General features: G+C 46.1%; 24 protein-coding genes. All 24 read left to right on the plus strand.

Going from position 1 to position 23079, the window contains the following annotated elements; genetic code table 11:
* The first annotated feature begins 37 nt into the window (after positions 1-37).
* The 24 genes from C7U56_RS00755 to C7U56_RS00870 all read left to right on the plus strand — a co-directional run bounded on the left by C7U56_RS00755 (position 38) and on the right by C7U56_RS00870 (position 22885).
* Positions 38-1312, plus strand: coding sequence for an O-acetylhomoserine aminocarboxypropyltransferase/cysteine synthase family protein (locus tag C7U56_RS00755; RefSeq protein ID WP_106999780.1), 1275 nt, complete (start codon positions 38-40; stop codon positions 1310-1312).
* 242 nt (positions 1313-1554) lie between these two features.
* Positions 1555-3117 carry a cardiolipin synthase gene (gene cls, locus C7U56_RS00760; RefSeq protein WP_106999781.1) on the plus strand — a complete coding sequence of 521 codons (1563 nt, stop codon included), beginning with the start codon at positions 1555-1557 and terminating at the stop codon, positions 3115-3117.
* Between the two features lie 16 nt (positions 3118-3133).
* On the plus strand, positions 3134-3694 hold the full coding sequence (locus tag C7U56_RS00765) for a DNA-3-methyladenine glycosylase I (protein ID WP_106999782.1): 561 nt from the start codon (positions 3134-3136) through the stop codon (positions 3692-3694).
* A gap of 62 nt (positions 3695-3756) precedes the next feature.
* Positions 3757-6936, plus strand: coding sequence for an ATP-binding protein (locus tag C7U56_RS00770; protein ID WP_106999783.1), 3180 nt, complete (start codon positions 3757-3759; stop codon positions 6934-6936).
* Between the two features lie 33 nt (positions 6937-6969).
* Positions 6970-8421, plus strand: coding sequence for an AAA family ATPase (locus tag C7U56_RS00775; RefSeq protein WP_106999784.1), 1452 nt, complete (start codon positions 6970-6972; stop codon positions 8419-8421).
* Between the two features lie 279 nt (positions 8422-8700).
* Positions 8701-9846 carry a DUF6017 domain-containing protein gene (locus C7U56_RS00780; RefSeq protein WP_055200122.1) on the plus strand — a complete coding sequence of 382 codons (1146 nt, stop codon included), beginning with the start codon at positions 8701-8703 and terminating at the stop codon, positions 9844-9846.
* 101 nt (positions 9847-9947) lie between these two features.
* Positions 9948-10160: a DUF5348 domain-containing protein gene (locus C7U56_RS00785; RefSeq protein ID WP_106999785.1), complete on the plus strand. Its 213-nt coding sequence runs from the start codon at positions 9948-9950 to the stop codon at positions 10158-10160.
* Between the two features lie 42 nt (positions 10161-10202).
* On the plus strand, positions 10203-10679 hold the full coding sequence (locus C7U56_RS00790; protein ID WP_055200123.1) for a PcfB family protein: 477 nt from the start codon (positions 10203-10205) through the stop codon (positions 10677-10679).
* A complete protein-coding gene (locus tag C7U56_RS00795) occupies positions 10676-12481 on the plus strand; it encodes a VirD4-like conjugal transfer protein, CD1115 family (RefSeq protein ID WP_106999786.1) in 1806 nt (601 codons plus the stop codon). The genes C7U56_RS00790 and C7U56_RS00795 overlap by 4 nt, the downstream gene beginning before the upstream one ends.
* Positions 12482-12509: 28 nt before the next feature.
* Positions 12510-12740, plus strand: a complete 231-nt coding sequence (locus C7U56_RS00800; RefSeq protein ID WP_106999787.1) for an antitoxin — start codon at positions 12510-12512, stop codon at positions 12738-12740.
* 95 nt (positions 12741-12835) lie between these two features.
* A complete protein-coding gene (locus tag C7U56_RS00805) occupies positions 12836-12997 on the plus strand; it encodes a Maff2 family mobile element protein (RefSeq protein WP_106999788.1) in 162 nt (53 codons plus the stop codon).
* Between the two features lie 73 nt (positions 12998-13070).
* The gene (locus tag C7U56_RS00810; protein ID WP_015543451.1) at positions 13071-13418 is read left to right on the plus strand and encodes a TnpV protein; all 348 of its coding nucleotides are present in this window, start codon (positions 13071-13073) and stop codon (positions 13416-13418) included.
* Positions 13419-13432: 14 nt separating this feature from the next.
* The gene (locus C7U56_RS00815; RefSeq protein ID WP_003864601.1) at positions 13433-13714 is read left to right on the plus strand and encodes a hypothetical protein; all 282 of its coding nucleotides are present in this window, start codon (positions 13433-13435) and stop codon (positions 13712-13714) included.
* A gap of 258 nt (positions 13715-13972) precedes the next feature.
* On the plus strand, positions 13973-14755 hold the full coding sequence (locus tag C7U56_RS00820; RefSeq protein ID WP_003864600.1) for an EAL domain-containing protein: 783 nt from the start codon (positions 13973-13975) through the stop codon (positions 14753-14755).
* 172 nt (positions 14756-14927) lie between these two features.
* Positions 14928-16646: a Na/Pi cotransporter family protein gene (locus tag C7U56_RS00825; protein ID WP_003864599.1), complete on the plus strand. Its 1719-nt coding sequence runs from the start codon at positions 14928-14930 to the stop codon at positions 16644-16646.
* 1 nt (position 16647) lies between these two features.
* A complete protein-coding gene (locus C7U56_RS00830) occupies positions 16648-17502 on the plus strand; it encodes a substrate-binding domain-containing protein (RefSeq protein ID WP_015543454.1) in 855 nt (284 codons plus the stop codon).
* 696 nt (positions 17503-18198) lie between these two features.
* On the plus strand, positions 18199-18498 hold the full coding sequence (locus C7U56_RS00835) for a hypothetical protein (RefSeq protein ID WP_015543455.1): 300 nt from the start codon (positions 18199-18201) through the stop codon (positions 18496-18498).
* Between the two features lie 23 nt (positions 18499-18521).
* Positions 18522-18932 carry a single-stranded DNA-binding protein gene (locus C7U56_RS00840; protein ID WP_003864594.1) on the plus strand — a complete coding sequence of 137 codons (411 nt, stop codon included), beginning with the start codon at positions 18522-18524 and terminating at the stop codon, positions 18930-18932.
* A gap of 146 nt (positions 18933-19078) precedes the next feature.
* Complete coding sequence (locus C7U56_RS00845) at positions 19079-19285, plus strand: helix-turn-helix domain-containing protein (protein WP_106999789.1); 207 nt, start codon at positions 19079-19081, stop codon at positions 19283-19285.
* Between the two features lie 346 nt (positions 19286-19631).
* Complete coding sequence (locus C7U56_RS00850) at positions 19632-20153, plus strand: GNAT family N-acetyltransferase (protein WP_003864592.1); 522 nt, start codon at positions 19632-19634, stop codon at positions 20151-20153.
* Between the two features lie 57 nt (positions 20154-20210).
* Positions 20211-20636 (plus strand): N-acetyltransferase, encoded by a 426-nt coding sequence (locus C7U56_RS00855; protein WP_003864588.1) that lies wholly within the window; start codon positions 20211-20213, stop codon positions 20634-20636.
* A gap of 94 nt (positions 20637-20730) precedes the next feature.
* Entirely contained in the window at positions 20731-21045 is a 315-nt protein-coding gene (locus C7U56_RS00860; RefSeq protein WP_040466130.1) for an L-2-amino-thiazoline-4-carboxylic acid hydrolase, read from the plus strand.
* A gap of 33 nt (positions 21046-21078) precedes the next feature.
* Positions 21079-21261, plus strand: coding sequence for a DUF6440 family protein (locus C7U56_RS00865; RefSeq protein WP_003864586.1), 183 nt, complete (start codon positions 21079-21081; stop codon positions 21259-21261).
* 112 nt (positions 21262-21373) lie between these two features.
* Positions 21374-22885 (plus strand): hypothetical protein, encoded by a 1512-nt coding sequence (locus C7U56_RS00870; RefSeq protein ID WP_003864585.1) that lies wholly within the window; start codon positions 21374-21376, stop codon positions 22883-22885.
* The last annotated feature ends 194 nt before the right edge of the window (positions 22886-23079 follow it).

Consider the following 23079-nt stretch of genomic DNA (forward strand, 5'->3'; position numbering starts at 1 on the left):
TAATTATTTAAAAATAAACATATGAAGGAGAAGAAAAATGAAACGTTCAATGGAAACAACGTGCATCCAGGGCGGATGGCAGCCGAAAAATGGCGAGCCGAGAATTCTGCCGATCTACCAGAGCACGACCTTTAAGTATTCAACCAGTGAGCAGATGGGAAGACTCTTCGATCTGGAGGAAAACGGATATTTTTATACCCGTCTGGCAAACCCGACCAATGATGCAGTCGCAGATAAGATCCGTGAGCTGGAGGGCGGCGCGGCAGCAATGCTGACATCCTCCGGACAGGCGGCAAACTTTTATGCGGTATTTAATATCTGCGGCGCGGGCGATCATCTGGTCTGCTCGGCAACCGTATACGGCGGCACATCAAACCTGTTTGTCGTTACGATGAAAAAAATGGGCGTCGATGTTACGTTAGTTGACCCGGATGCGCCGGAAGAGGAGATCGAGAAGGCGATCCGCCCGAACACAAAGTGTATCTTCGGTGAGTCGATTGCAAACCCGGCTCTGGTAGTGCTGGATCTGGAAAAATTTGCCCGGATTGCACACAGAAATGGTATTCCATTTATTGTAGATAATACGTTTGCAACTCCGATCAACTGCCGTCCGTTCGAGTGGGGCGCAGATATTGTAACGCATTCTACTACAAAATATATGGATGGACATGCGATGACCGTCGGCGGCTGCATCGTGGACAGTGGCAACTTTGACTGGGAGGCACATGCAGATAAATTCCCGGGTCTGACGACGCCGGATGAGTCTTACCACGGCATTATTTACACGAAGAAATTCGGTAAGGCGGCTTATATCACCAAGGCAACCGCACAGGTAATGCGTGATCTCGGTTCCATCCCGTCCCCGCAGAATTCCTTCTTATTGAATATCGGTCTGGAGACACTGCATCTGCGTGTGCCGCGCCACTGTGAGAATGCACAGAAGGTCGCCGAGTATTTACAGAGCCGTGAAGATGTGGCCTGGGTGAATTATCCGGGACTTGAAAATGATAAATACCATGCACTGGCGCAGAAATATATGCCGAACGGTACATGCGGCGTTATTTCTTTCGGCTTAAAGGGCGGTCGTCAGGCAGCCGGCGAGTTCATGGATAAGCTGAAACTGGCAGCCATCGTAACCCATGTTGCCGATGCGAGAACCTGCGTGCTGCATCCGGCAAGTCATACTCACCGTCAGCTCTCCGACGAGCAGCTCAAGGAGGCGGGCGTTGATCCGAGCCTGATCCGTTTGAGTGTCGGAATTGAGAATGCGGATGATATCATCGAGGATATCCGTCAGGCACTGGAGGACTAAAATTCCAGAAAATGGCGATATATAAGCCTTATGCGGAATATCAGTGAGATGTTTCAATGCGGTTGTTAAAATAAGCGCTTGCAATGACAGGTCAGTCGGGATGACACATAAATCTGTGTCAGTCTCTGGCTGACCTCTTGTTTTATTTGCAAAAATCTGTCATACTATGAGAGATGGCACTGTAGTTTTAAATGATATGGCAGATGCCCGATGAACAAGATAGAGAAATGGACTGGTAGAAAATGGAGAAAATACTTAAAAAATTGAAAAAACTGCTGCGTCTGATTTTCGGTCGTACCACGCTGGGAACGCTGTTTCTGCTGATACAGATTCTTGTGCTCTTTGCCGGGTTTGACTGGTTTAGAGAGTACCTGATCTATATGTATGGCGGATCTGCGATACTCAGTGCGCTGGTTTTGATCTATATTATCAGCGATGAGGGAAACAGCACGATCAAGCTGTCCTGGGTAGTGCCGATATTGATATTTCCGGTGTTTGGAACGCTGTTTTATCTGTTTTTGACGCTGCAGCCGGGCACGCGCCGCATTAACCGGCGGATCGAGGAGGTTGGGACAAAACTGCGTCCGTACCTTTTACAGGATCCGGAGGTGCTGGCACACTATGAGAGCATCAGCGCCAGCGGCGGCAATCTCGTCCGCTATATGAACCAGTACGGACGTTTCCCGGCGTATGAAAATACGGGGGTACGCTATTTCCCGCTGGGAGATGATATGTTTCCAGTATTATTGGAAGAACTCAAAAAAGCGGAACATTTTATATTTATGGAATATTTTATCGTAGAACACGGAGTGATGTGGGATGCGATTTTACAGGTGTTAGAGACGAAGGCCGCCGAGGGCGTGGAAGTCCGGTTTATGTATGACGGCATGGGAAATCTCTTCACGCTGCCGCACGGCTATGAGAAAGCGATGCAGGAGAAGGGGATCCAGTGCAAGATTTTTGCGCCGGTGCGTCCGGCTCTCTCGAGTTATCAGAATAACCGCGATCACCGGAAGATCTGCGTGATTGATGGTCATACTGCGTTTACCGGAGGCGTGAACCTGGCGGATGAGTATATCAACCAGCGGGTGCGCTTTGGACACTGGAAGGACACGGCAGTCCTGATCAAAGGAAAAGCCGTGGATAGTTTTACGATGATGTTTCTGCAGCTCTGGGATGTGACGGAGCGGGATGGAGAGGAGTACCGCCGATTTTTATGTCCGCCGGAATTTCATATGCCGGAGGGGATGGATTACGGCGGCTTTGTGATGCCGTATGCGGACAGCCCGCTCGACGGGGAAAATGTCGGCGAGTCGGTGTACCTCGATATTTTAGGGCGTTCACGCCGGTATGTGCACATCACGACCCCGTATCTGATTCTCGATGATACGACGCTGGCGGCGCTCAAGTTTGCGGCAAAGCGCGGCGTGGAGGTTATTATTATCATGCCGCATATACCGGATAAGTTATATGCGTACCTGCTGGCTCGCAGCTATTACGCGGAGCTTCTGCGGTCTGGTGTCCAGATCTATGAATACACGCCGGGCTTTATCCATGCGAAGATGTTTACGAGCGACGATGAGAAAGCGGTGGTCGGAACGATCAACCTTGATTTCAGAAGCCTGTATCTGCATTTTGAGTGCGCGTCCTATTTCTTCCGCAATGCGGTTGTGATGGATGTGGAAGAAGATTTCCAGAAAACACTTGCAAAGAGCGAGCGAATCACTCTGGAAAACTGCCGGAAGTATCCGTTTATCCGGCGGTTTGCGGGGAAGGCGCTGCGGATTCTGGCGCCGCTTATGTAGGCGAAGGGAGAAAAACATGGAATGGCACGATGGAAGACACCGCTGCCGCTGGGCGAATCCAAAGAATGAATTGTATATCCGTTATCACGACGAGGAGTGGGGAAAGCTGGTTCGGGATGATGCGAAGCTCTTTGAGATGCTGATCCTTGAATGCTTTCAGGCAGGGCTTTCGTGGGAGTGCATCCTCAATAAGCGGGAGGCGTTCCGCGCCGCGTTCGATGAATTTGACCTAGACAAGGTGTGCGGTTACGACGAGGCGAAGGAGGAAGCACTCCGGACCGCACCGGGAATTGTACATAACCGGCTGAAAATTCATGCCGCTGTCACGAATGCACGGATATTCCGGGAAATTCAGAATGAATATGGGAGTTTTGACGCGTATCTGACTCACTGGACAGGAGACGCGGTGATTCATGAGACAGGCAAGGTCAGCTCGCCGCTCTCAGATGCAGTGTCGGCAGATCTCAAAAAGCGTGGGATGAAGTTTGCCGGGACGGTGATTATTTATTCGTATCTGCAGGCGGTCGGGCGGATTGAGTCGCATGAGGATGAATGCTTTCTGGGATATAAGATGTAAAATAACAAGATGGCAGGTGCAGGGAAACGGGCGTGCCAGGGTTTTTGCGGGAGGACGGAGCGATGGATTCCGAGAATGCGAATAAGAGTAAGAAGAAAAAGACTTCAAACATAATACAGATCTGCATCGGCGTGCTGGCGGTTGTGCTGGCGGCACTGATTATCGTGATGATGGGAATTGTCTCCAGTATTCAGGGAACGGCGCGTGTGGTCAATTATGCGGGACTGGTGCGCGGAAAGACACAGCGTATCATTAAATTGGAAATTTCCGGTCAGCCGGAGGATGGTATGATTCAGGATATTGAGGCCTTCGTCGACGGTCTGCGGAATGGCAATGGCGAACTGGGGCTGGTGCGCCTTGATGACGGGGCGTTTCAGAGTAAGATGCAGGAGTTGGAGGAGTACTTTGCCGCGCTTCACTATGAAATCCTGCGTGTCCGAGAAGTCGGCTATGAGAATACAGAGATCATTGATAAGAGCGAGCGGTTCTTTGAAATCTGTGATGAGGCGACGGGACTGGCGGAGGCGTATTCCCAGAGGAAGGCATCCTCGCTGACGGTAATTGAAAAATATATCACGATTGATATTATTGTTCTGATGCTTCTGATTGGATATGAATTTATCAAGGCGGTGCGCTTTGCGGCGATGAACCGTGCGCTGCAGAAAAAGGTGTATTTGGACAAGGCGACCGGACTCCCCAATAAGAATAAATGCGAAGAATTGCTGGATGATCCGGAACCGGCGGCAGAGAATGTGGGAGTATGCAGTTTTGACCTGAATAATCTCCGCCGAATCAACAACAGCATGGGGCATGAGGCGGGGGATGCCTACATCAGGCGGTTCGCCGTCTGTCTGCGCGCGTCCATGCCTGCGGAACAGTTCGTAGGGCGGGACGGCGGCGATGAATTTATTGCCGTTACGCATGGTCTGGATGAGGAGGCCATGCGGGAATGCCTCACCCATGTGCGGGAGGCGATGACAGAGGAGTCAAAGGGATATCCGGATATGCCGCTCAGCTATGCGGCCGGGTATGCACTTGCCAGTGATTTTCCGGGCAGCACGATGCGGGAGCTTTTCAGTTTTGCCGATAAAAATATGTATATCAACAAAAACCATGTAAAGCGCGAGGAAGCGGCAGCGGAAAAACGGCTGGATTTCCACCTGCTCAAGCTTTTAAACCGGTACGGGAGAAACTTTTCGGATTGTCTCTACTGCGACGCGCACATGGATACTTACCGGGCACTCCGTGCCAGTGCTGATTTCTTTCTGGCGTCAGACGGAAGCTATTCCGGTGCGGCGGAGCAGATAGCAGCGGAACGGGTGGCTCGTGCTGACCGCGCCCACATCCGCCAGAGCCTGCAGGTTTCAGAGCTTTCCGGGAAGCTGCAGGCGGAGGGAGATCTACTCGAATTGCAGTATGACACGAACGGTCAGGGACTCTACAGCCGCCTGACGCTGATCCCGGTAGATTGGGATGAGGAAGGAAAGCTGCATCATTTCCTGCTGGCATTTGAGACGATCCGGAAAAGTTCAGAAGGGCGGGCAGATGCGAAGGAACAGCTGACGCTTTATTATGAACAGCTCAAACAGTCGATTCTGGAAAATGACAGCTATGTGGATGCACTCCTGGATCTGTCGGATATGATATATACAGTTAATTTGACAAAGGATATTCTGGAGAAGAGTGTTGTCCTGAATGGAAAAGACGAGGAATGCCGGGAGCTATTTATGGACTATCCGCTGCCGTGTTCTTACCGTGATTATTGCAGTGAATATATGAAGATGGTCACCCAGGAGACCTTGGGAAGCTATCGTCTGGCAGATGATCCGGCTAAGCTGTTGAAGCGGTTTGAGGCAGGGGAGAAACATATTTCTGTGGAATACTGTATCCAGGAGGAAGATGGCACGATCTGCTGGGTACAGAAAACAGTTCTGATGACGCAGACGATCGTGTTTGATACGGAGCTTTCTTGTGAGATGCCGGTGGTTCATGCGATCATTCTTCTGCAGGATACGTCGCAGATGCACGCGCGGGATGAACAGGAGCACGCGCGCCTGCAGGCGGCATTTGATGAAATGAGGACGGCAAACCGGGCGAAAACAGATTTCTTAAGCCGCATGAGCCACGATATCCGGACACCGCTCAATGGCATTATCGGGCTTTTGAAAATAGATGAGGCACATTTTGATGATAAGGAGATGCTGATGGAAAATCACCGGAAAATGCAGGTGGCGGCGGGGCATCTGCTGTCCCTCATCAATGATGTGCTGCAGATGAGCAAGCTGGAAGAAGGAAAGATCATTCTGGCACATGATTATATTTCATTGGCAGAGATGACGCACGATATCGTGAGCATCATCATCGAGCGCGCGGTAGATGCGGGCATTCAATGGGAGTATGATAAAAGAAAAGCGGAGATTCCGTATCCGTATATTTATGGCAGCCAGCTCCATCTGCGCCAGATTTTCCTGAATATTTATGGAAACTGCATCAAATACAATCATCCGGGCGGAAAAATCAGTACCAGGGTGGAGGCGCAGGATGTACGGGACGGCTGGTGCGTCTATAGGTGGACGATCTCGGACACGGGAGTTGGCATGAGCCAGGAATTTCTGGACCACATCTTTGATCCGTTTGTACAGGAGAAAAATGATGCGCGCAGTGTTTATCAGGGAACTGGGCTTGGTATGACGATCGTCAAAGGGCTGATTGAACAGATGCACGGAACCATCGAAGTGACGAGTGAGGTCGGCATTGGAACGACGTTTGTGGTGGAAATTCCATTTGAGATTGCACCGCCGCCGGAGGAGCTTCCGGTTAAGGAAGCAGCGCCGTCAGGAGATATTCACGGTTTGAAGCTGCTTTTGGCGGAGGACAATGAGTTGAATGCAGACATCGCGGAGACACTTCTGACCGATGCGGGTGCCCATGTCACGATTGTGGAGAACGGGAAGAAGGCATTAGACTGCTTTGAGGCGGCACCTCCGGGGACGTTCGATGCGATTCTCATGGATGTGATGATGCCGGTGATGGATGGTCTGGCTGCGACACGCGCGATCCGGGCGATTCCGCGGGCGGATGCAAGGCAGATTCCGATTCTTGCCATGACGGCAAATGCCTTTGAAGAGGATGCCAGGCAGTGCCTGGCGGCTGGGATGAATGTGCATCTGGCAAAACCACTGCAGATTGATAAGGTGGTAGCGGCGCTCATGGAGTGCTGCGGCAAAAAGAGGGATCTATAAAGTTTGGAAAGGGCGAAAAGGAACGCAGGTGGTATGAAAGCAATCTCTATTTACACGATTACCCGAAATCAGAATACGGAATACCTTCAAAAGCTGGAACGACAGCTTTCGGGGCGGGATGTGTTTCTGAAAATACGGGAATGGGAGCTGGACAGCATGAAAGCGCTGGTTTCGGAGTTGGAGAGACATATACAGGCGGTGTACGCACTGCGTTTTTTCTATTCCTTTCAGATTCCGAGACTGGGAAAAGAGTTTGATCTGCTTCAGATCAAGGAAGAACAGATTTTAAACCTTGAATTAAAGAGCGGACAGGTGTCGGATGAGGCGATCCGCAAGCAGCTCATACAGAACCGGTATTATCTGGCGGCGCTGGGAAAGCCGATTCGTTCGTACACTTATATTAGCAGCCAGAACCGCCTGGTGCGTCTGACGAATCATGACCGCATTGTGGAGGCGGACTGGGAACAGCTCTGCCGGGATTTGCAGCAGGAGAGTGCTGATTATCCAGGCGATATCGAAGACTTGTTTCAGGCGGAGCTGTACTTGATTTCTCCGCTTACAGAGCCGGGACGGTTCTTAAAGAAAGAATATTTCCTGACATACCAGCAGAGGGATATTGAACGCCAGATTTTAAAGAAAATCCGGGCAGACCGGACGGGATATTTCTGGTTTACCGGGCTTCCGGGGACGGGAAAAACGCTGCTTTTATATGATATTGCGATGAAACTCTCCGGGCGGCAGCGGGTGTGCATGATCCACTGCGGTGAAGCGGGAAAAGAGTGGAAGGTGCTGCATGAGCGGCTGCGGCGGGTGGAGTACCTGGCGGAGGATAGTGTTCAAACGGGAGCGGAAATCAGGTTTGAAGCATACAGCGCGATCTTAGTAGATGAGGCACACCTTCTGTCACCCAATACATTGGAAATTTTGCTGGAGATCGGCAAAACGCGTCCGGTTATTTTTTCCAGTAACTGTGAGGATATGATTTCGCCGGAAGAATTGGATCTGGGTGCAATAAAGCTCTTGGGGAAGCAGCCGGGAATCCAGACATTCCATCTGACGAATCGGATCCGTGCGAATGCAGAACTTTCCTATTTTATACAAAATATGATGCACCTGCCGCACGGACGCGGAATGCGGCGCTATCCCCATGTCGCGGTGGTTTATGCCAACGATGAGTCAGAAGCAGCTAATTTGCTGAATGATTACATTCGTCAGGGATATGAGTGCCAGGAATCCGATTGGCAGGAAAAACCGGAAAAGCCATCCGATTCTGCCGTAGAAATACAATCTCGCCATACGCGAGAAGTCGATCGCATGGTGCATCGGCTGGATGGGCGCTATTATTATGATGAAATGGGATATCTGCGCTCGACGGAGCGCGATGTGAGACATCTTTTTTATCAGCTCAGCGAGGCAAAAGAAGAACTGGCGCTGGTGGTGATGGGAAATGAGAAGCTGTATGGAGCGCTGCTGAACTTGTTTTAAGGTGTTTTTAAGGAAAGGTTTTATATAAACAACTCTGATTATCTCCAAAAAGCCCGGAAATACGGGCATTTCACGGGATATAAGAACTGAATTTACTACCGATTTACTACTTTCGGATTGAGCTTTGACACGCTTCTTCCTCCCGTGAAGCCCACCGCCCAAATAGTGACACATCGAAAATTGAATACGACACCGCAGACAGCGGCGTTCTCTTTTCCCCTTTGGGGAGATCAGGACGCCGCTTTTTTGCGCCCAAAACCAGAAAGGAGGCGACCGCCTATGTACTTTACTTCCGGCAGCGACCGGGCCTTTGAACAGCTCATGCAGACGAGGCCGGGCGCAGATCATTTTGACAGTGGCGAGGCCGGAGCGCCGGAGGGCTGCGGCACCTGCCGTTTCTACCGCCCGCACTGGAAGTACCAGTTTTGTGTGTATGAGGAATGTCCCTACCAGCCGGGCAAGCTCACCGCCCTTGACGGCGCGGTGAAATTTCAAGTGAAAGGAGTGGACGACGAGATGGCAGTTTTTCGAGTGGAGAAAAACCGGGGCTACACGGTGATGTCCAACCACCACCTGCGGAACAAGGACTTGTCCCTGAAAGCCAAGGGCCTGCTGTCGCAAATGCTGTCCTTGCCGGAGGATTGGGATTTTACGCTGAAAGGCTTGTCCCTTATCAACCGGGAGCAGATCGACGCGATCCGGGCGGCTGTCCGGGAGCTGGAACAGGCGGGCTATATCGTGCGTTCCCGTGAGCGTGACAGCCAAGGCCGCCTGCGCGGGGCGGATTACATCATTTACGAACAGCCCCAGCCTGTGCCGGATTCACCTACATTGGAAAATCCAACATTGGATAATCCAACGCAGGAAAAGCCTACGCAGGAAAAACCAACGCAATTAAATAAAGATAGATCAAGTAAAGAGAAATCAATTACAGATGGATCAAATACCGATTCCATTCCTATCCTTTCCCCTCCCTCTCCTTTGGGGGAAGAAGCGGCTGCGCCGCCGGAACGGAAAGGAACGGGAGCGAAGTCACAGAGCGCCGTAGAGATTTATCGGGAGATCATCAAGGACAACATCGAGTATGAACACCTTTGCCAGTACGCCAAGGGGATTGACCGGGATATGCTGGACGAGATCGTGGACTTGTTGGTGGAAACCGTATGCAGCGCCCGAAAGACCATCCGCATTGCCGGGGACGATTACCCCGCCGAGCTGGTGAAATCCAAGCTGATGAAGCTGAACAGTTCTCACATTGAGTTTGTCTTTGACTGTATCAGCAAAAACACCACGGAAATACGGAACATCAAAAAATACCTGCTGGCGGTTCTGTTCAACGCCCCAAGCACCATCAACGGCTATTACACGGCGCTGGTGGCCCACGACATGAACACAGGCAGTTGGGGAACCCCGCAAAATCGGTGATTTTGTGGGGAGAGGAGGAACAGCGAAATGAGCGAGCTTTTCACGCTTGCGTGGAAACAAGCGATATGGAGCTTGTGACGACGAGAAAGGAGGACGGCCCTATGAAACAGGGTGCTTTGATTTTTGACGAGCAGACAGACCGCTACGACATCCGCTTTGACCTTGCGGACTATTACGGCGGCCTGCACTGCGGAGAAACTTTTGATGTGATGGTGGGCGGCAGATGGAGGCCGACCCGCATTGAAATGGCCGAGAACTGGTATCTGGTGGGAATCCATGCCAACGACCTCTCCGGCCTGCGGGTGCGGATTTAAGCCATCCGCCTGCCTGCTGACTTTCCAAAGGAGGGATAGCAGTTGCAGGAAGAAGTAGACCAGAAAACCATAGCGTTAGCGGTTAAGACGGGCAAGCTCACCGCCCAAGTGCTGCAAGCGGCCATCCGAAAATATCTGTCCGCCCGGCAGAAAGGGACGGGTAAGGCCCATCACGGCCAGCAGAGCTTACGGCAGCTCAAAAAGGACGGTTCCGCCCTGTCCAACATTGAGATCACCGACGCCAACATTGGCCTGTTTAAGCCCTGCGCCAAGAAATACGACATTGATTTTACCCTGCGGAAAGACCGCACTACCCATCCGCCCCGGTATATCGTGATCTTCAAATCCAAGCAGGCGGACAATCTGGAACAGGCGTTTAAGGAGTTTACAGCCAAGAAGCTCCAACAGCAGGAACGCCCCTCCATCCGAAAAACCCTTGCCGTCCTGAAAGAAAAGGCAGCGGCCAGAAGCAGCCAGCAGGCCAAGGAGAAAATCAAGGAAAGGGGGCTGTCACGATGAAGCCGGAAATGAAAAAGCTGATAATCGCCAACCTGCCCTATCTGCTGTTTGTGTACCTGTTCGGCAAGCTGGGACAGACCTACCGGCTGGCGGCTGGGGCGGACTTGTCGGAAAAGCTGCTGCACCTTGCGGACGGCTTTTCCCTTGCCTTTGAAAGCGCCGCCCCCAGCTTCCACCTGTTCGATCTGGCGGTGGGCGTGGCCGGTGCGGTGGCATTGCGGCTGATAGTGTACTGCAAGAGCAAGAACGCCAAGAAATACCGCCGGGGCGTCGAGTACGGCAGCGCCCGTTGGGGAGGCCCCAAAGATATAGCCCCGTACATCGACCCGGTGTTTGACAACAACATCCTCCTGACCCAGACGGAACGCCTCACCATGAACAACCGGCCCAAAGACCCCAAGACCGCCCGGAACAAAAATGTGCTGGTGATCGGCGGTTCCGGCAGCGGCAAGACGAGATTTTTTGTGAAACCCAACCTCATGCAGTGCGTGTCCAAGGACTACCCGACCTCATTCGTGATTACTGACCCGAAAGGAAGTCTGATCGGCGAGTTGGGCCAGCTCCTTGTGCGGTGCGGCTACCGGGTAAAAGTGCTGAATACCATTAACTTTTCCAAGAGTATGCGTTACAACCCGTTTCGCTACATCCATTCGGAAAAGGACATTTTGAAGCTGGTAAACACGCTGATCTGTAACACCAAGGGCGAGGGCGAAAAGAGCGCGGAAGATTTTTGGATAAAATCGGAACGGCTTTTGTATTCGGCCCTCATTGGCTATATCTGGTACGAAGCGCCGGACGATGAAATGAATTTCACGACGCTGCTTGAAATGATAAATGCCAGCGAAGCCCGCGAGGACGACCCGGAATTTCAATCCCCGGTAGACCAGATGTTTGAACGGCTGGAAGAAAAAGACCCGGAACACTTTGCGGTGCGCCAGTACCGTAAATTCCTGCTGTCGGCGGGCAAGACCCGCAGCTCCATTTTGATAAGCTGCGGAGCCAGATTAGCGCCCTTTGACATCCGGGAGGTGCGGGAGCTGATGGAGGACGACGAACTGGAACTTGACACCATCGGGGATAAAAAAACAGCTCTGTTCCTGATTATGTCGGACACGGACACGACCTTTAATTTCATTCTGGCAATGGTGCAAAGCCAGCTCATAAACCTTTTGTGTGACCGGGCCGATGACAAATACGGTGGGCGGCTGCCCGTCCATGTGCGGCTGATTCTGGACGAGTTCGCCAACATCGGCCAGATTCCAAACTTTGACAAGCTGATCGCCACTATCCGAAGCCGGGAAATCTCGGCTTCTATTATTTTGCAGAGCCAGTCGCAGCTAAAGGCCATTTACAAGGACGCGGCGGAAATCATTTCCGACAACTGCGACTGTACGCTGTTCCTGAGTGGCAGGGGCAAGAACGCCAAGGAGATCGCGGAGGTGCTGGGCAAGGAAACTATTGACAGCTACAACCAGAGCGAGAACCGGGGCGCGCAGACCTCCCACGGACTGAACTACCAAAAACTCGGAAAGGAGCTGATGAGCCAAGACGAAATTGCAACGATGGACGGAGGCAAGTGTATTTTGCAGGTGCGCGGCGTAAGGCCGTTTTTCAGTGAGAAATACGACATCACCCGCCACCCCCGCTATCAATACCTCTCGGACGCCGACAAAAAGAACACCTTTGATGTGGACAGCTACCTGTCGTCCCTGCGCCGGAAAAAGCGGCGCGTGATAACGGAGGACGAACCCTTTGACCTCTACGACATTGAGCTGTCGGAGGAAGATTTTGCCGCAGAATAAAGCGGCCATAGAGAAAGGAGCGTGACCGATGGGACACTCGGACGAATGGACATTTGCGGATTATTTCAAGCAGGAGCAGGCTGTTTTCCGTGGCATGATCTCCGCTGCCGTTGCATTGCGGTGGATGATCGAACACGATTTTGAACTGCCTGACGACGCCGGTTTGAAACAGATGGAGGCGGAAGTAAACCGTGAATTGTGTGAAGCATGGGGCGAAATTTTTTCGCTGGCTGTGCTGAAATGGCGGGACGGCCAGTAACTCCGGGCCGTCAGCGGATTGTGAGGCTGCCGCTGTGAACGGCGGCTTTTTTGTACCCAAACACCATCACAATCTGAATTTATGGAGGTAACTTTATGGAATTTTTCAATAGTGCAGTTGATACTTTGCAGACCATCGTTGTGGGCCTCGGCGGCGCGCTTTGCGTATGGGGCGGCGTCAATCTTTTGGAGGGATACGGGGCGGACAACCCGGCAAGCAAGTCACAGGGAATTAAGCACTTAATGTCTTCTATGTGAAAAGATTTTAAAGAGAAAATGCACATCCTACGCAGATAACATGACAATTTCATGCAAAGCGAAAGGAGACACCATGAAAATCGAATACACAAAAGTGGGAGACTATTATTTACCGAATCTTTACTACCCGGAGGAAACCAGACCGATTGGCTTATGGGGAATGCTTCGGAAGGAATATCTGAAAGAACATAAATCTGGAACTTATACATATCTTCTTCTGACCGCCAGGCTGGACAGTTATTTGGCAGATCTGAATGAACAGGCACAGGAACGCTTTGAATTGATCGAAACTCAGATGCGAAGTGCGGAGGGAGTTTCCGAGGAACTGAAGAGACAGAATCCTATGGAATGGCTATGCCACTGTAACAATATCCGCAACCGGGCTGCTGAGATCATCAAGCAGGAACTGATTTATGTATAAGGGGGATTCTAGATATGAGAAGAGAACTGATTGAAAGTTATTATGAAGAATACCAGCGGGAGCTGGAAAGATTTCTTGAATCTGACCCGGAGATGTTCACTCTGGAAGCAGAAATTCATCATTACATAGAAATACTGGAACCGGTCCTCAGAGATGGCGGACAGGAGATGTGGCAGACACTGGACAGGATTATTTCAGCGAAAAATGCAATGGAGGGAATTGTGGCAAAAGAAATGTATATCCGGGGATTTCTGGATTATGAAAGACTGGTGTGTGAAAAAGACAGTAAGATCTGAATAATCAGAACATAGACTATATATAACGAGGCTTTTATTGTATAGACAGTAAGAGCCTCATTTAATATAGTTTTCATAATAAAAAACAGGTGGTAGTACGTATTTGCTTTGTGTTATATAAGAATTGGTCTGGCTGAACAATGGTGAAAATTTACTATGATTTTACTTAAATCTGATTGAAGGATGAAAAAGTGATGATATCATATAGTGGGTTGATAGGGTTACAGAAAATGTATTCACAGAGGCAGAGAAGAAATAATGAAAGTAAAAAATGCAGATGAATTTTATAAAATATTAGAAAGAAAGGCTATATATCCGGTATTTCAGCCGATTGTAAATTTACAGACTGGAGATGTGGCAGGATATGAAGCTCTTAGTCGTATCGACAGGCATGATACGACTCTTATGATTTCAGATTTGTTTGTGATTGCTGAACAGGTAGGCTGTGTTTGGAAATTGGAAAAATTGTGCAGAAATAAAGCATTGAAGGCAGCGGCGAATAAACCAGAACATGCAAAATTATTTCTTAATGTAGATGGTAATATCATTCAGGATAAATCGTTCATACAGGGATTTACAAACCGTAAGGCTGCGAAAGCCGGAGTACCGTCCTGTGACATTGTATTTGAAATAACGGAACGGTCGGATATAGAAAACTATCAGATTCTGCAACAGATTATGAAGCATTATGCAGATCAGGGATATGAAATAGCTTTGGATGATGTTGGAGCTGGATATTCTGGTCTGAACCGTGTAGTAAATACATCGCCAAACTACTTAAAAGTTGATATAGAACTGGTCAGAGATATTCAAAAACATAAGAAAAAGGAAATTATGATGGAATTTCTGTTGCATTACTGTAATGAGACAGGAGCAATTCTGATTGCAGAAGGGATAGAAACAGAAGCAGAGTTGGAGTGTCTGTGTAGATTAGGTGTTCATTACGGACAAGGATATTTTCTTGGAAGACCGGACAGAACGTTCAAAAATGTAAGGAATGAGGCGATGTTGGTATTACGTAGACTGAATAATAAATCGTAATGAAAACTATATGTCAGCAGGTGAAAAATGAATAAGTCAATTATAACATTATAAAGATTTCCATTGATTTTTACACCTATTTTACACAAGCACTCACATAGATTTGATTTCTGTCTTCTATAATTGTATAGGAAAATGTAGATCTTATATAATAACAGGAGAGGAAAGAGAAATGAACGAGAATGTGAAAGTGGTTTTTGGTCTGATCGGTGGCCTTGCCTTGTTCCTTTATGGAATGAACAGCATGAGTGATGCACTTCAGAAAGCCGCAGGAGAACGAATGAAAAAAATCCTTGGATTTCTTACAAGAAATCCAATTATGGGAGCACTTGCCGGAGCACTTGTAACAGCTGTATTGCAGAGCAGTTCAGCGACGACAGTTATGGTTATCGGTTTTGTCAGTGCGGGACTTATGAGTCTTCCGCAGGCAATTTCTGTTATCTTTGGTGCCAACATAGGAACCACTATGACGGCACAGCTGATGGCATTTAAAATCAGCAATTATATTTATCCAATTATCTTTGTTGGATTTATTCTGAACTTTGTTAGCAAAAAAGAAAAGGTTAAAAATATCGGTATGGTAATTTTTTCATTCGGACTTTTATTTGAAGGAATTGAAATCATGGGTGAAGTCATGAAACCTTTGGCGGGAAGTCCGGTCTTTGTTGATCTGATGGGAAAAGTTTCATCCATTCCGGTTCTTGGTGTTGTACTGGGAGCGGTCATGACATTGGTTGTGCAGAGTAGTTCAGCTACGATTGCAGTTCTGCAGAATTTTGCATCACAGGCAGGACCGGACGGAGTAAGCAGTGTAATAGGGCTTACCGGTGCGATTCCGATTCTTCTTGGAGATAATATAGGTACAACGATCACAGCACTTCTTGCATCAATTGGACAATCTAAAAATGCAAAACGTACAGCAATTGCGCATAGTATTTTTAATATCAGTGGAAGCTGCGTTTTTATTTTCCTGGTTCCGTGGTTTGCAAAATTTGTCCAGTTTATTTCACCAAAGGGAAATGAGATTGATGTGATTTCAAGACAGATTGCAAATGCACATACAACGTTTAATATCGTCTGTACACTGGTCTGGCTGCCACTGATTCCGCTGATGGTAAAAATTGTTACAACAATCATCCGTGGAAATGACAAAACAGAGAAAGCAGCTTTTGAACCCAAATATCTGGATATGAAAGTGATTGAACAGCCGGCGGCTGCTATGGTTCTGGTATCTAAGGAACTGAACCGACTTGGAGAACTGGCAGAATCTCTGTTAAGTGATTTAAAAACGGCGATTGTAGCAGATGGAGACTCAAAAACTCATGGTTCGTTTATAGAAAATCTGGAGATTGTACATCAGTTACAGGACAGTGTGACAGAATATATTACCAGATTATTCGCAAGCGGAAACCTTACAGAACAACAGTCTGAGCAGACGGCAGGGTTACTGTATGTAAACAATAGTATTCAGAGGATTGCAGACAGATGTGAAGATATTGACCAGATATGTGAAAAAGTAAATAACAATGGAAAAAGACTGACCAGTGAAGCCTCCTCAGAAATGGAAGACTGCATTGATATTATCCAGCAGCTTTTAAAGAAAGCAATGGAGGCAATCCGTAAGGGTGATGCTGTAGTGGCTGAAACAGTTTTTGAAAATAAGAAAAAAATGCATAAAGCAGAGAAAAAATACAGTAAGGCACATTTAAACCGTGTAAAAAATGAGGTTTGTGATGCGTCTATGACAAGATATTTTTCTGGGATCATGTATAATTTTGACCGTATGGCAGATAATTGTGTCAGCATTGCAGAAGAAGCCTGTGATAATGTGGCTTTTATAAACCTTGATGAAGAGACGGGAAAATCAATGATGGAAAGAGGTGCAGTATAAAATGGTAAAGAAAAAAAACATCCGAAAATCTGCACTTCTGCTGATAATGATAATGCTGGCAACGGGAATAACAGCATGTGGAACCGAGGAAGAGCCATTGCCGGATCTGTCTGCTATGGGAGCTGTCACAGCTGTATCACGAGAAGAAGGGTCAGGAACCAGAGCAGAATTTGAGAATCTTTTGAAACTGCCTGAGAGTGATACAGGAATAGTTGTTGATTCTACAGAGAAAGTTCTGAAAAAGGTGGAAGAAGATAAAAACGCAGTTGGTTATGTCGCATATAGTTCCGCAACAGATACGAATGGAAAAATACTTCAAATCAACGGAGTTCTTCCTTCTGAGAAAACAATAGACAATAACAGTTATCCTCTTTGCAGGGATTATTATCTGGCTTATAATGGAGAACTGACAGATGTGGAACAGGATTTCCTGACTTATGTAAAGAGTAAAGGACAGGATATTGTGAAACAATATTGTATTCAGGCTGACAGTACAACAACATTCCTTTCTGACAAGTCAGAAGGAAAGATTCTGATTGAAGGATCCACTTCAATGGAACCAATGGTAAAAGCACTGGCAGATGACTATCAGAAACAAAATCCAAATGCTGAAATAGAAGTAAAAGCAACAGATTCTTCAAGAGGGATTACGGCGGTGATAAGTGGAGAGTGTGATTTCGCAATGTCATCCAGAGAATTAAAGGATTATGAAGCAGAGCTTCTGGAAACAAAAGTCATTGGAAAAGATGCTATAGCTATTGTGATAAATGAAGAAAATCCACTGGAAAATCTTACAATAAAACAACTTACAGGTCTGTACAATGGAACATATAAAAACTGGGATGATCTTTCCTGAGAAAAACGAATATAATATCTTACAAGCACTGACTATAACGGTCGGTGCTTCTTTTTTGGATTTTTTCAAAATTATCTGACATTCTTCAAATTCCCACGTGTGATTAGTGGAAAAATAATTTTTTCTGCAAAAGTACCGTCCAAATGCCCTCTGAAACTTGCTATTAGTGAGGGAATATTTCATTTATGCGAAAAAAACTTGCAAAAGGGGGTTGGTAAATACCGCTTCCCAGGCTTTATAGGTAGAGGAACAATTATTTTAAAAATTTTACCCCAAAGATGTCCGCTTTTGCCTGTCTCAGTACAGAGTATGTGAAGGGACTAACAAAAGTAAAAGAAAAAATGATAAAAATGCAAAAAAATATCACGAATCTTTTGCATCTTGCGAAGTCATTTGACTCTAGTAATCAGAGGACGTTTTGGAATGTTCCTTCGATGAACCTTGACAACCGATAAGTGCACCCTGGAAGCCTAACAGGAGTTATGCCATGACCTTTCTTTTTCTGAGAGCGAGCGAAATTATAATGACACTCCCGATGATGGGCGGCTGACCGAAGCCTTATGGTCAGTGACCTGCTGATGCAGGCAGAGGCAGTCTGAGACGGCTGCAGGTGACAGGGAAACGCACGCCAGACCGCCGGACGAATGAAACTGATGACAATGTTTACAGGGCAAAATGCCCGGAAAGGAGCAGTTTATGACAGAACTGAAAATGAAAGAAATGCAGTTGATTAACTGGTTTGGATGCCCGAATCTGATTTATACAAGGGAGAGAATCCATCTGGTTGCCATGCTTACAACAGATGAAGAAATGAAAAAGAATCTTTACAGGGTATGCAGATTCCTTGCAAGAGAAGAAATCGCATATCGGTATCCGATCATGTATGAAATGATCCGGAAAATATTTTCACCGGATGATACCAATCCACCGGAAGCATGTGCAATGTTTATGCCGGACGATGAAACAGATGATGAAGAATATGCAATGGCAGCGTAGCTGCGGAAAGGACAGTAACGATTATGAATAAAGTGGTTTTAATGGGAAGACTGACAAAGAATCCGGAGATCAAATATGCCGGAAAAGATAATGATATGGCAGTAGCAAGATATACACTGGCGGTAAACAGAAGATATAAACGTGACGGTGAACAGGAAGCGGATTTTATTTCCTGTGTCACATTCGGAAAGAGTGCAGAGTTTGCACAGAAATATCTTCACAAGGGAATGAGGATTGTGATTGGCGGTCGTATCAGCACTGGCAATTATAAGGACAAGGACGGGAAAACAATTTATACTACAGATGTGATCGTGGAAGAACATGAATTTGCCCAGAACAAGGATAATGGTGTTGGAGCTGATTCATCGGAAACACCGAAAACAGATAAGGACGGATTTATGGAAGCACCGGAAGGTGAGGTTCCATTCGACTAAACCGAAGTAAATGGTTGGAGAGGTTGCCCTTTGTCGGGGCATCCTCTTTTCCATTTTACAGAAGACATCAAAAATTACAGGTATTCAACCTAACGAAATCGTGATATAATCAAAATATGTTCAGATGAAAAATATGGAGGTTGCTTATGGGCGTAAGTTATAACAGATTATGGAAAATGCTCATAGATAAAAATATGAAGCGGATAGAGATGCAGTACCTCACCGGGATCAGTGGAAATATTCTTGCCAGGATGGGAAAAAACCAGTATGTATCAATGGAGACGATTGAGAAGATCTGCAAGAAGCTGGACTGCACCGTTGATGAGATGCTGGAATCTACAGATGATGAGTAACAAGAGCAGACATGTCAAATTATTAAAACTGGAAGAATGCTTCAGAAGTCGAAAAAAGAAATTGAAAAAAGATAACACGCCGGATACGGCATAAATCTCTTAGCAACGCTAAGAGCGCACTTCTATACAGGCAATTCCATCTGCCTGTATCGTGCGACCTGCGGTGCTGTTCCCGATTTCAAGAAATCTCAAACCGGGAAATACAGCGAAATCAGAGATTTCGTACAAGGGGAAGATCCCCTTGCGGCACAGATGCCTATCCCTGATAAAGTTTGTGACTGAATATTTCAGATATAGACATATAAGGGGAAAGAAAGTGTGAAATCAAAATTTGTGGAGAGATTTTATGATTAGAAAAGCAATACTAAAAGATGTTAATTCGATTGAAGATACTTACAATGAGCATTTCCAGTATGAACTGAATCATACAGCCTTTACTGTATTTAAGAAAGGGGTTTATCCAACGAAAGATGATGCAGAACGGGCTATTTATGCTGGTGCTTTGTTTGTATATGAAGAAAACGGAACAATTGTTGGAAGTATCATTATTGATAAAGTTCAACCAATAGAATATGCAACTATTCCTTGGAAAGAAAAATTATCTGAAGATGAGGTAATGGTAATTCACCTTTTAATGGTACGTCCGAGTATGTCTGGTAAAGGAATTGCATCATCACTAATAAAATTCGCTACAGAATTAGCACAAAAAAATAGTTGTAGGGCACTACGTTTGGATACAGGAAGTCAAAATATTCCTGCGCTATCTTTGTATCAAAAAAATGGATTTGAAATAATTGCTAGTGCTTCTAAAAAAGTTGGAGATGTAATTGCACACAAAAACCATCTTTTTCTCGAAAAGATATTGTAGTTCGTAAATTCCAGTTTGAAAAATTGAGAAAATCGGAGTTTGAGGAGCATCACCGTTATGATTAGAGAATTACGGAAAGTGGATATAAATAAAGTTGCAGAAATATGGTTAGATACAAATATAAAGACACATTATTTTATCTCTGCTCAATATTGGAAAAGTAATTTTGAGTTAGTAAAAGAACTTCTATTACAGGCAACTGTCTATGTTTACGAGGATAAACAGGAAATACAGGGTTTTATAGGGTTAAGTAACGAATACATTGAAGGTATTTTTGTTTCTGCCGAAATGCAATCTCAAGGTATAGGTAAAATTTTGCTAAACTATGTAAAGGGAAAAAGAAACAAATTAATCTTAAATGTATATCAAAAAAATACACGGGCAATATCCTTTTATCAAAGAGAAGGATTTGAGATTCAGTATAGCGGTTTGGATGAAGCTACTGGAGAAAAAGACTATGTAATGGCATGGCAGCAGAAATAGAAATTCAAGTTTTAGTGTTTGGAAAATTATGACTTAGTGTGCAAGTTGGGAGAAAATATGGTAACGGAAAAAGAGAAAAAAGCATGTCGATTTATTGCCGAATGGCTATAAGATTGTGAGACAGTCTCTGGTAGATGATCTGGAGGGCGAAAAAAAGGTATGTTGGGAGACAGAAATTTTGCAGGATGATGATAGTGGATTTACTTATGAAATCAGCAGGTGTCTGTATTTCGATACCTGTAAGGAACATGGCTATGCAGAGTTCTGCAAAGTATTTTGCAACCATGACTGGTATGCTTATGGAGTATTAAAGCATCATTCGAGATTTATCAGAAAATCGACGATTGCCGAAGATGGAACTGTATGTCATGATACAATCGAGAAAGTAACAGAGAAACATTTTTTATAAAACCGAAAAATTGATTATGGGAGGAAATTGAAAATGGCGAAAGAAGAGAGATTTGAAAAAATATATTCTCAGGGAGCATTAACTACTACTGAGATATGGGTGGATAAGGAAACTGGTGTGAATTATTTATATCATGCATGTGGGTATTCAGGTGGACTGACTCCATTGTTGGACAGAGATGGGAAACCAGTTATTTCTCAGGCTATAAATAGATGACCTTAGAAACAGCAACTGTTATGGTAAGTAACAGCATCGTCACAATATGTATATGGTCGATTGGTGTGTGCGGTAATATACTATATTCAGAAAAACAATTCAGGAGATTTTTATGAGAAGATCAGGTTGGACAAAATGGTTGATCGTGATTCCGGCAATGCTAGGCATTGTGTTGGTGACCTATGTGCGGTATACAACGGATATCTGGGGATTTGGTGCATTTATCTGCCAGCTGATTGCAATTTTGGAATTGGCTTATGGTCTGCGAATTGCGATGCTGGCACAGAATAGAAAGAAGTCCTATCGGTTAACACCGGAAGAACGACATGAGTATGCACGGTATTTATATGAGAAGCAATATCACCGTTACCCTGCTGTAGCGAATCAGATGCTTTTGGTTATGGCACGGATGAGTGTACTCCTTAACAATTATGAACGGGCTGCACAGGAGCTGGCAGATATTCGTATAGATAAATTCAATCCAGCACAGTTGAAGTTGTATTATTACCTGAAAGTGGTTACAGCAATGGCAGCAGGAGATGCGACAGGGATTCAAGAGAGCCAGATGTGTTACGCAGGGATTCCGGATACTAAATGCACATATCCGTCAAAAGCAGAGCTTGCTATGTGGATAGAGCAGAGAGCGGCAGCGCAGATGGCAGAGGCACTGAAGAAGGCAGTGCCGGATAAAAAAGAGCATCCGATACGGATCAGTATCATTACTTTGGTTCTTGCGTATAGTACCTTCTTCTATGGATTGTGGTATGGTATAAAACGTGATATGGGATATGAAGTGAGATATCGTTTCGCAGAAATATCGATTACTGTTATTACAATCAGTCTGGCGGTTCTTTTGATCTGGGGGATCGTGAGTTTATACAGACACAATTGCCAGGCATTATCCATACAATTCGGTAAAAACAAAGTGGCATTGATAATTGTCTATGGAGCTGCTGCGATATTTGCACTTTTGATTATTGGAATGAGTGGTCTGAGTGTAGTGTTCGGAATGGATGGAACAGAAACGGTGACTGGTTGTGACAGCAAATATACGTATATAACTGTGCAGGAAGATTATGGTGGTGAACGGAGATACAGAACCAATAATCCATTTGTTATGCAGAGTATGGATGGTCTGTGGTGGTCTTCGGATACAATAGATGAAGAAGATAATCAAGAAGAGGATACTACAGAATTACCGGATTTGGATACAGAGAATTCAACAGATTCAGAGGATATTCAGAGTGGAAATACCATAGAAGATTACGAGACAGAAGGGCAGCATGATGGTCTGACAATTCAAAATGCAATGCTGGCAGTTTATAATTACCTTCAGGAGCAGAATACACTTCAAAATATGGCGTTCAGTTACACGGCGAATGCAAAGGGAGAAGTCTATGCTGTCGTCAGCGAAACGCAGGAAACAAAGAACGGTAATACGGTAAATGTGAGATACTGTCTGTACGATAATGGTTCCAAGACAGATGCAGATGGTAATTCCTGCGAAGAACTGGTGTTAGAAAAAGTATATCCGGATGGCAATTACGAGACCGAATTGGTAGATTTTTATCTGGTAAATGCAGATACGATGCAGGTGACAGACGAACAGAAGAATACGTGGTAAAATAAATTCTGGGGAAGTAGGTGCATTGTATGACAATGAGAGAAAAAATAAAACTATTATCGTAAATGTTTCAAGCGGACTGGGTTCTTTTGGAAGTATGCAAAAGGACTCCAAGACATAAGAGGTGAACTGCGCTGATCCAGGTGCCACGGCAACAGATTTGAATGTCGACGGAGGAAAGCAAACAGTACAGG

Source organism: Clostridium fessum, from assembly GCF_003024715.1.
Lineage (GTDB): Bacteria > Bacillota > Clostridia > Lachnospirales > Lachnospiraceae > Otoolea > Otoolea fessa.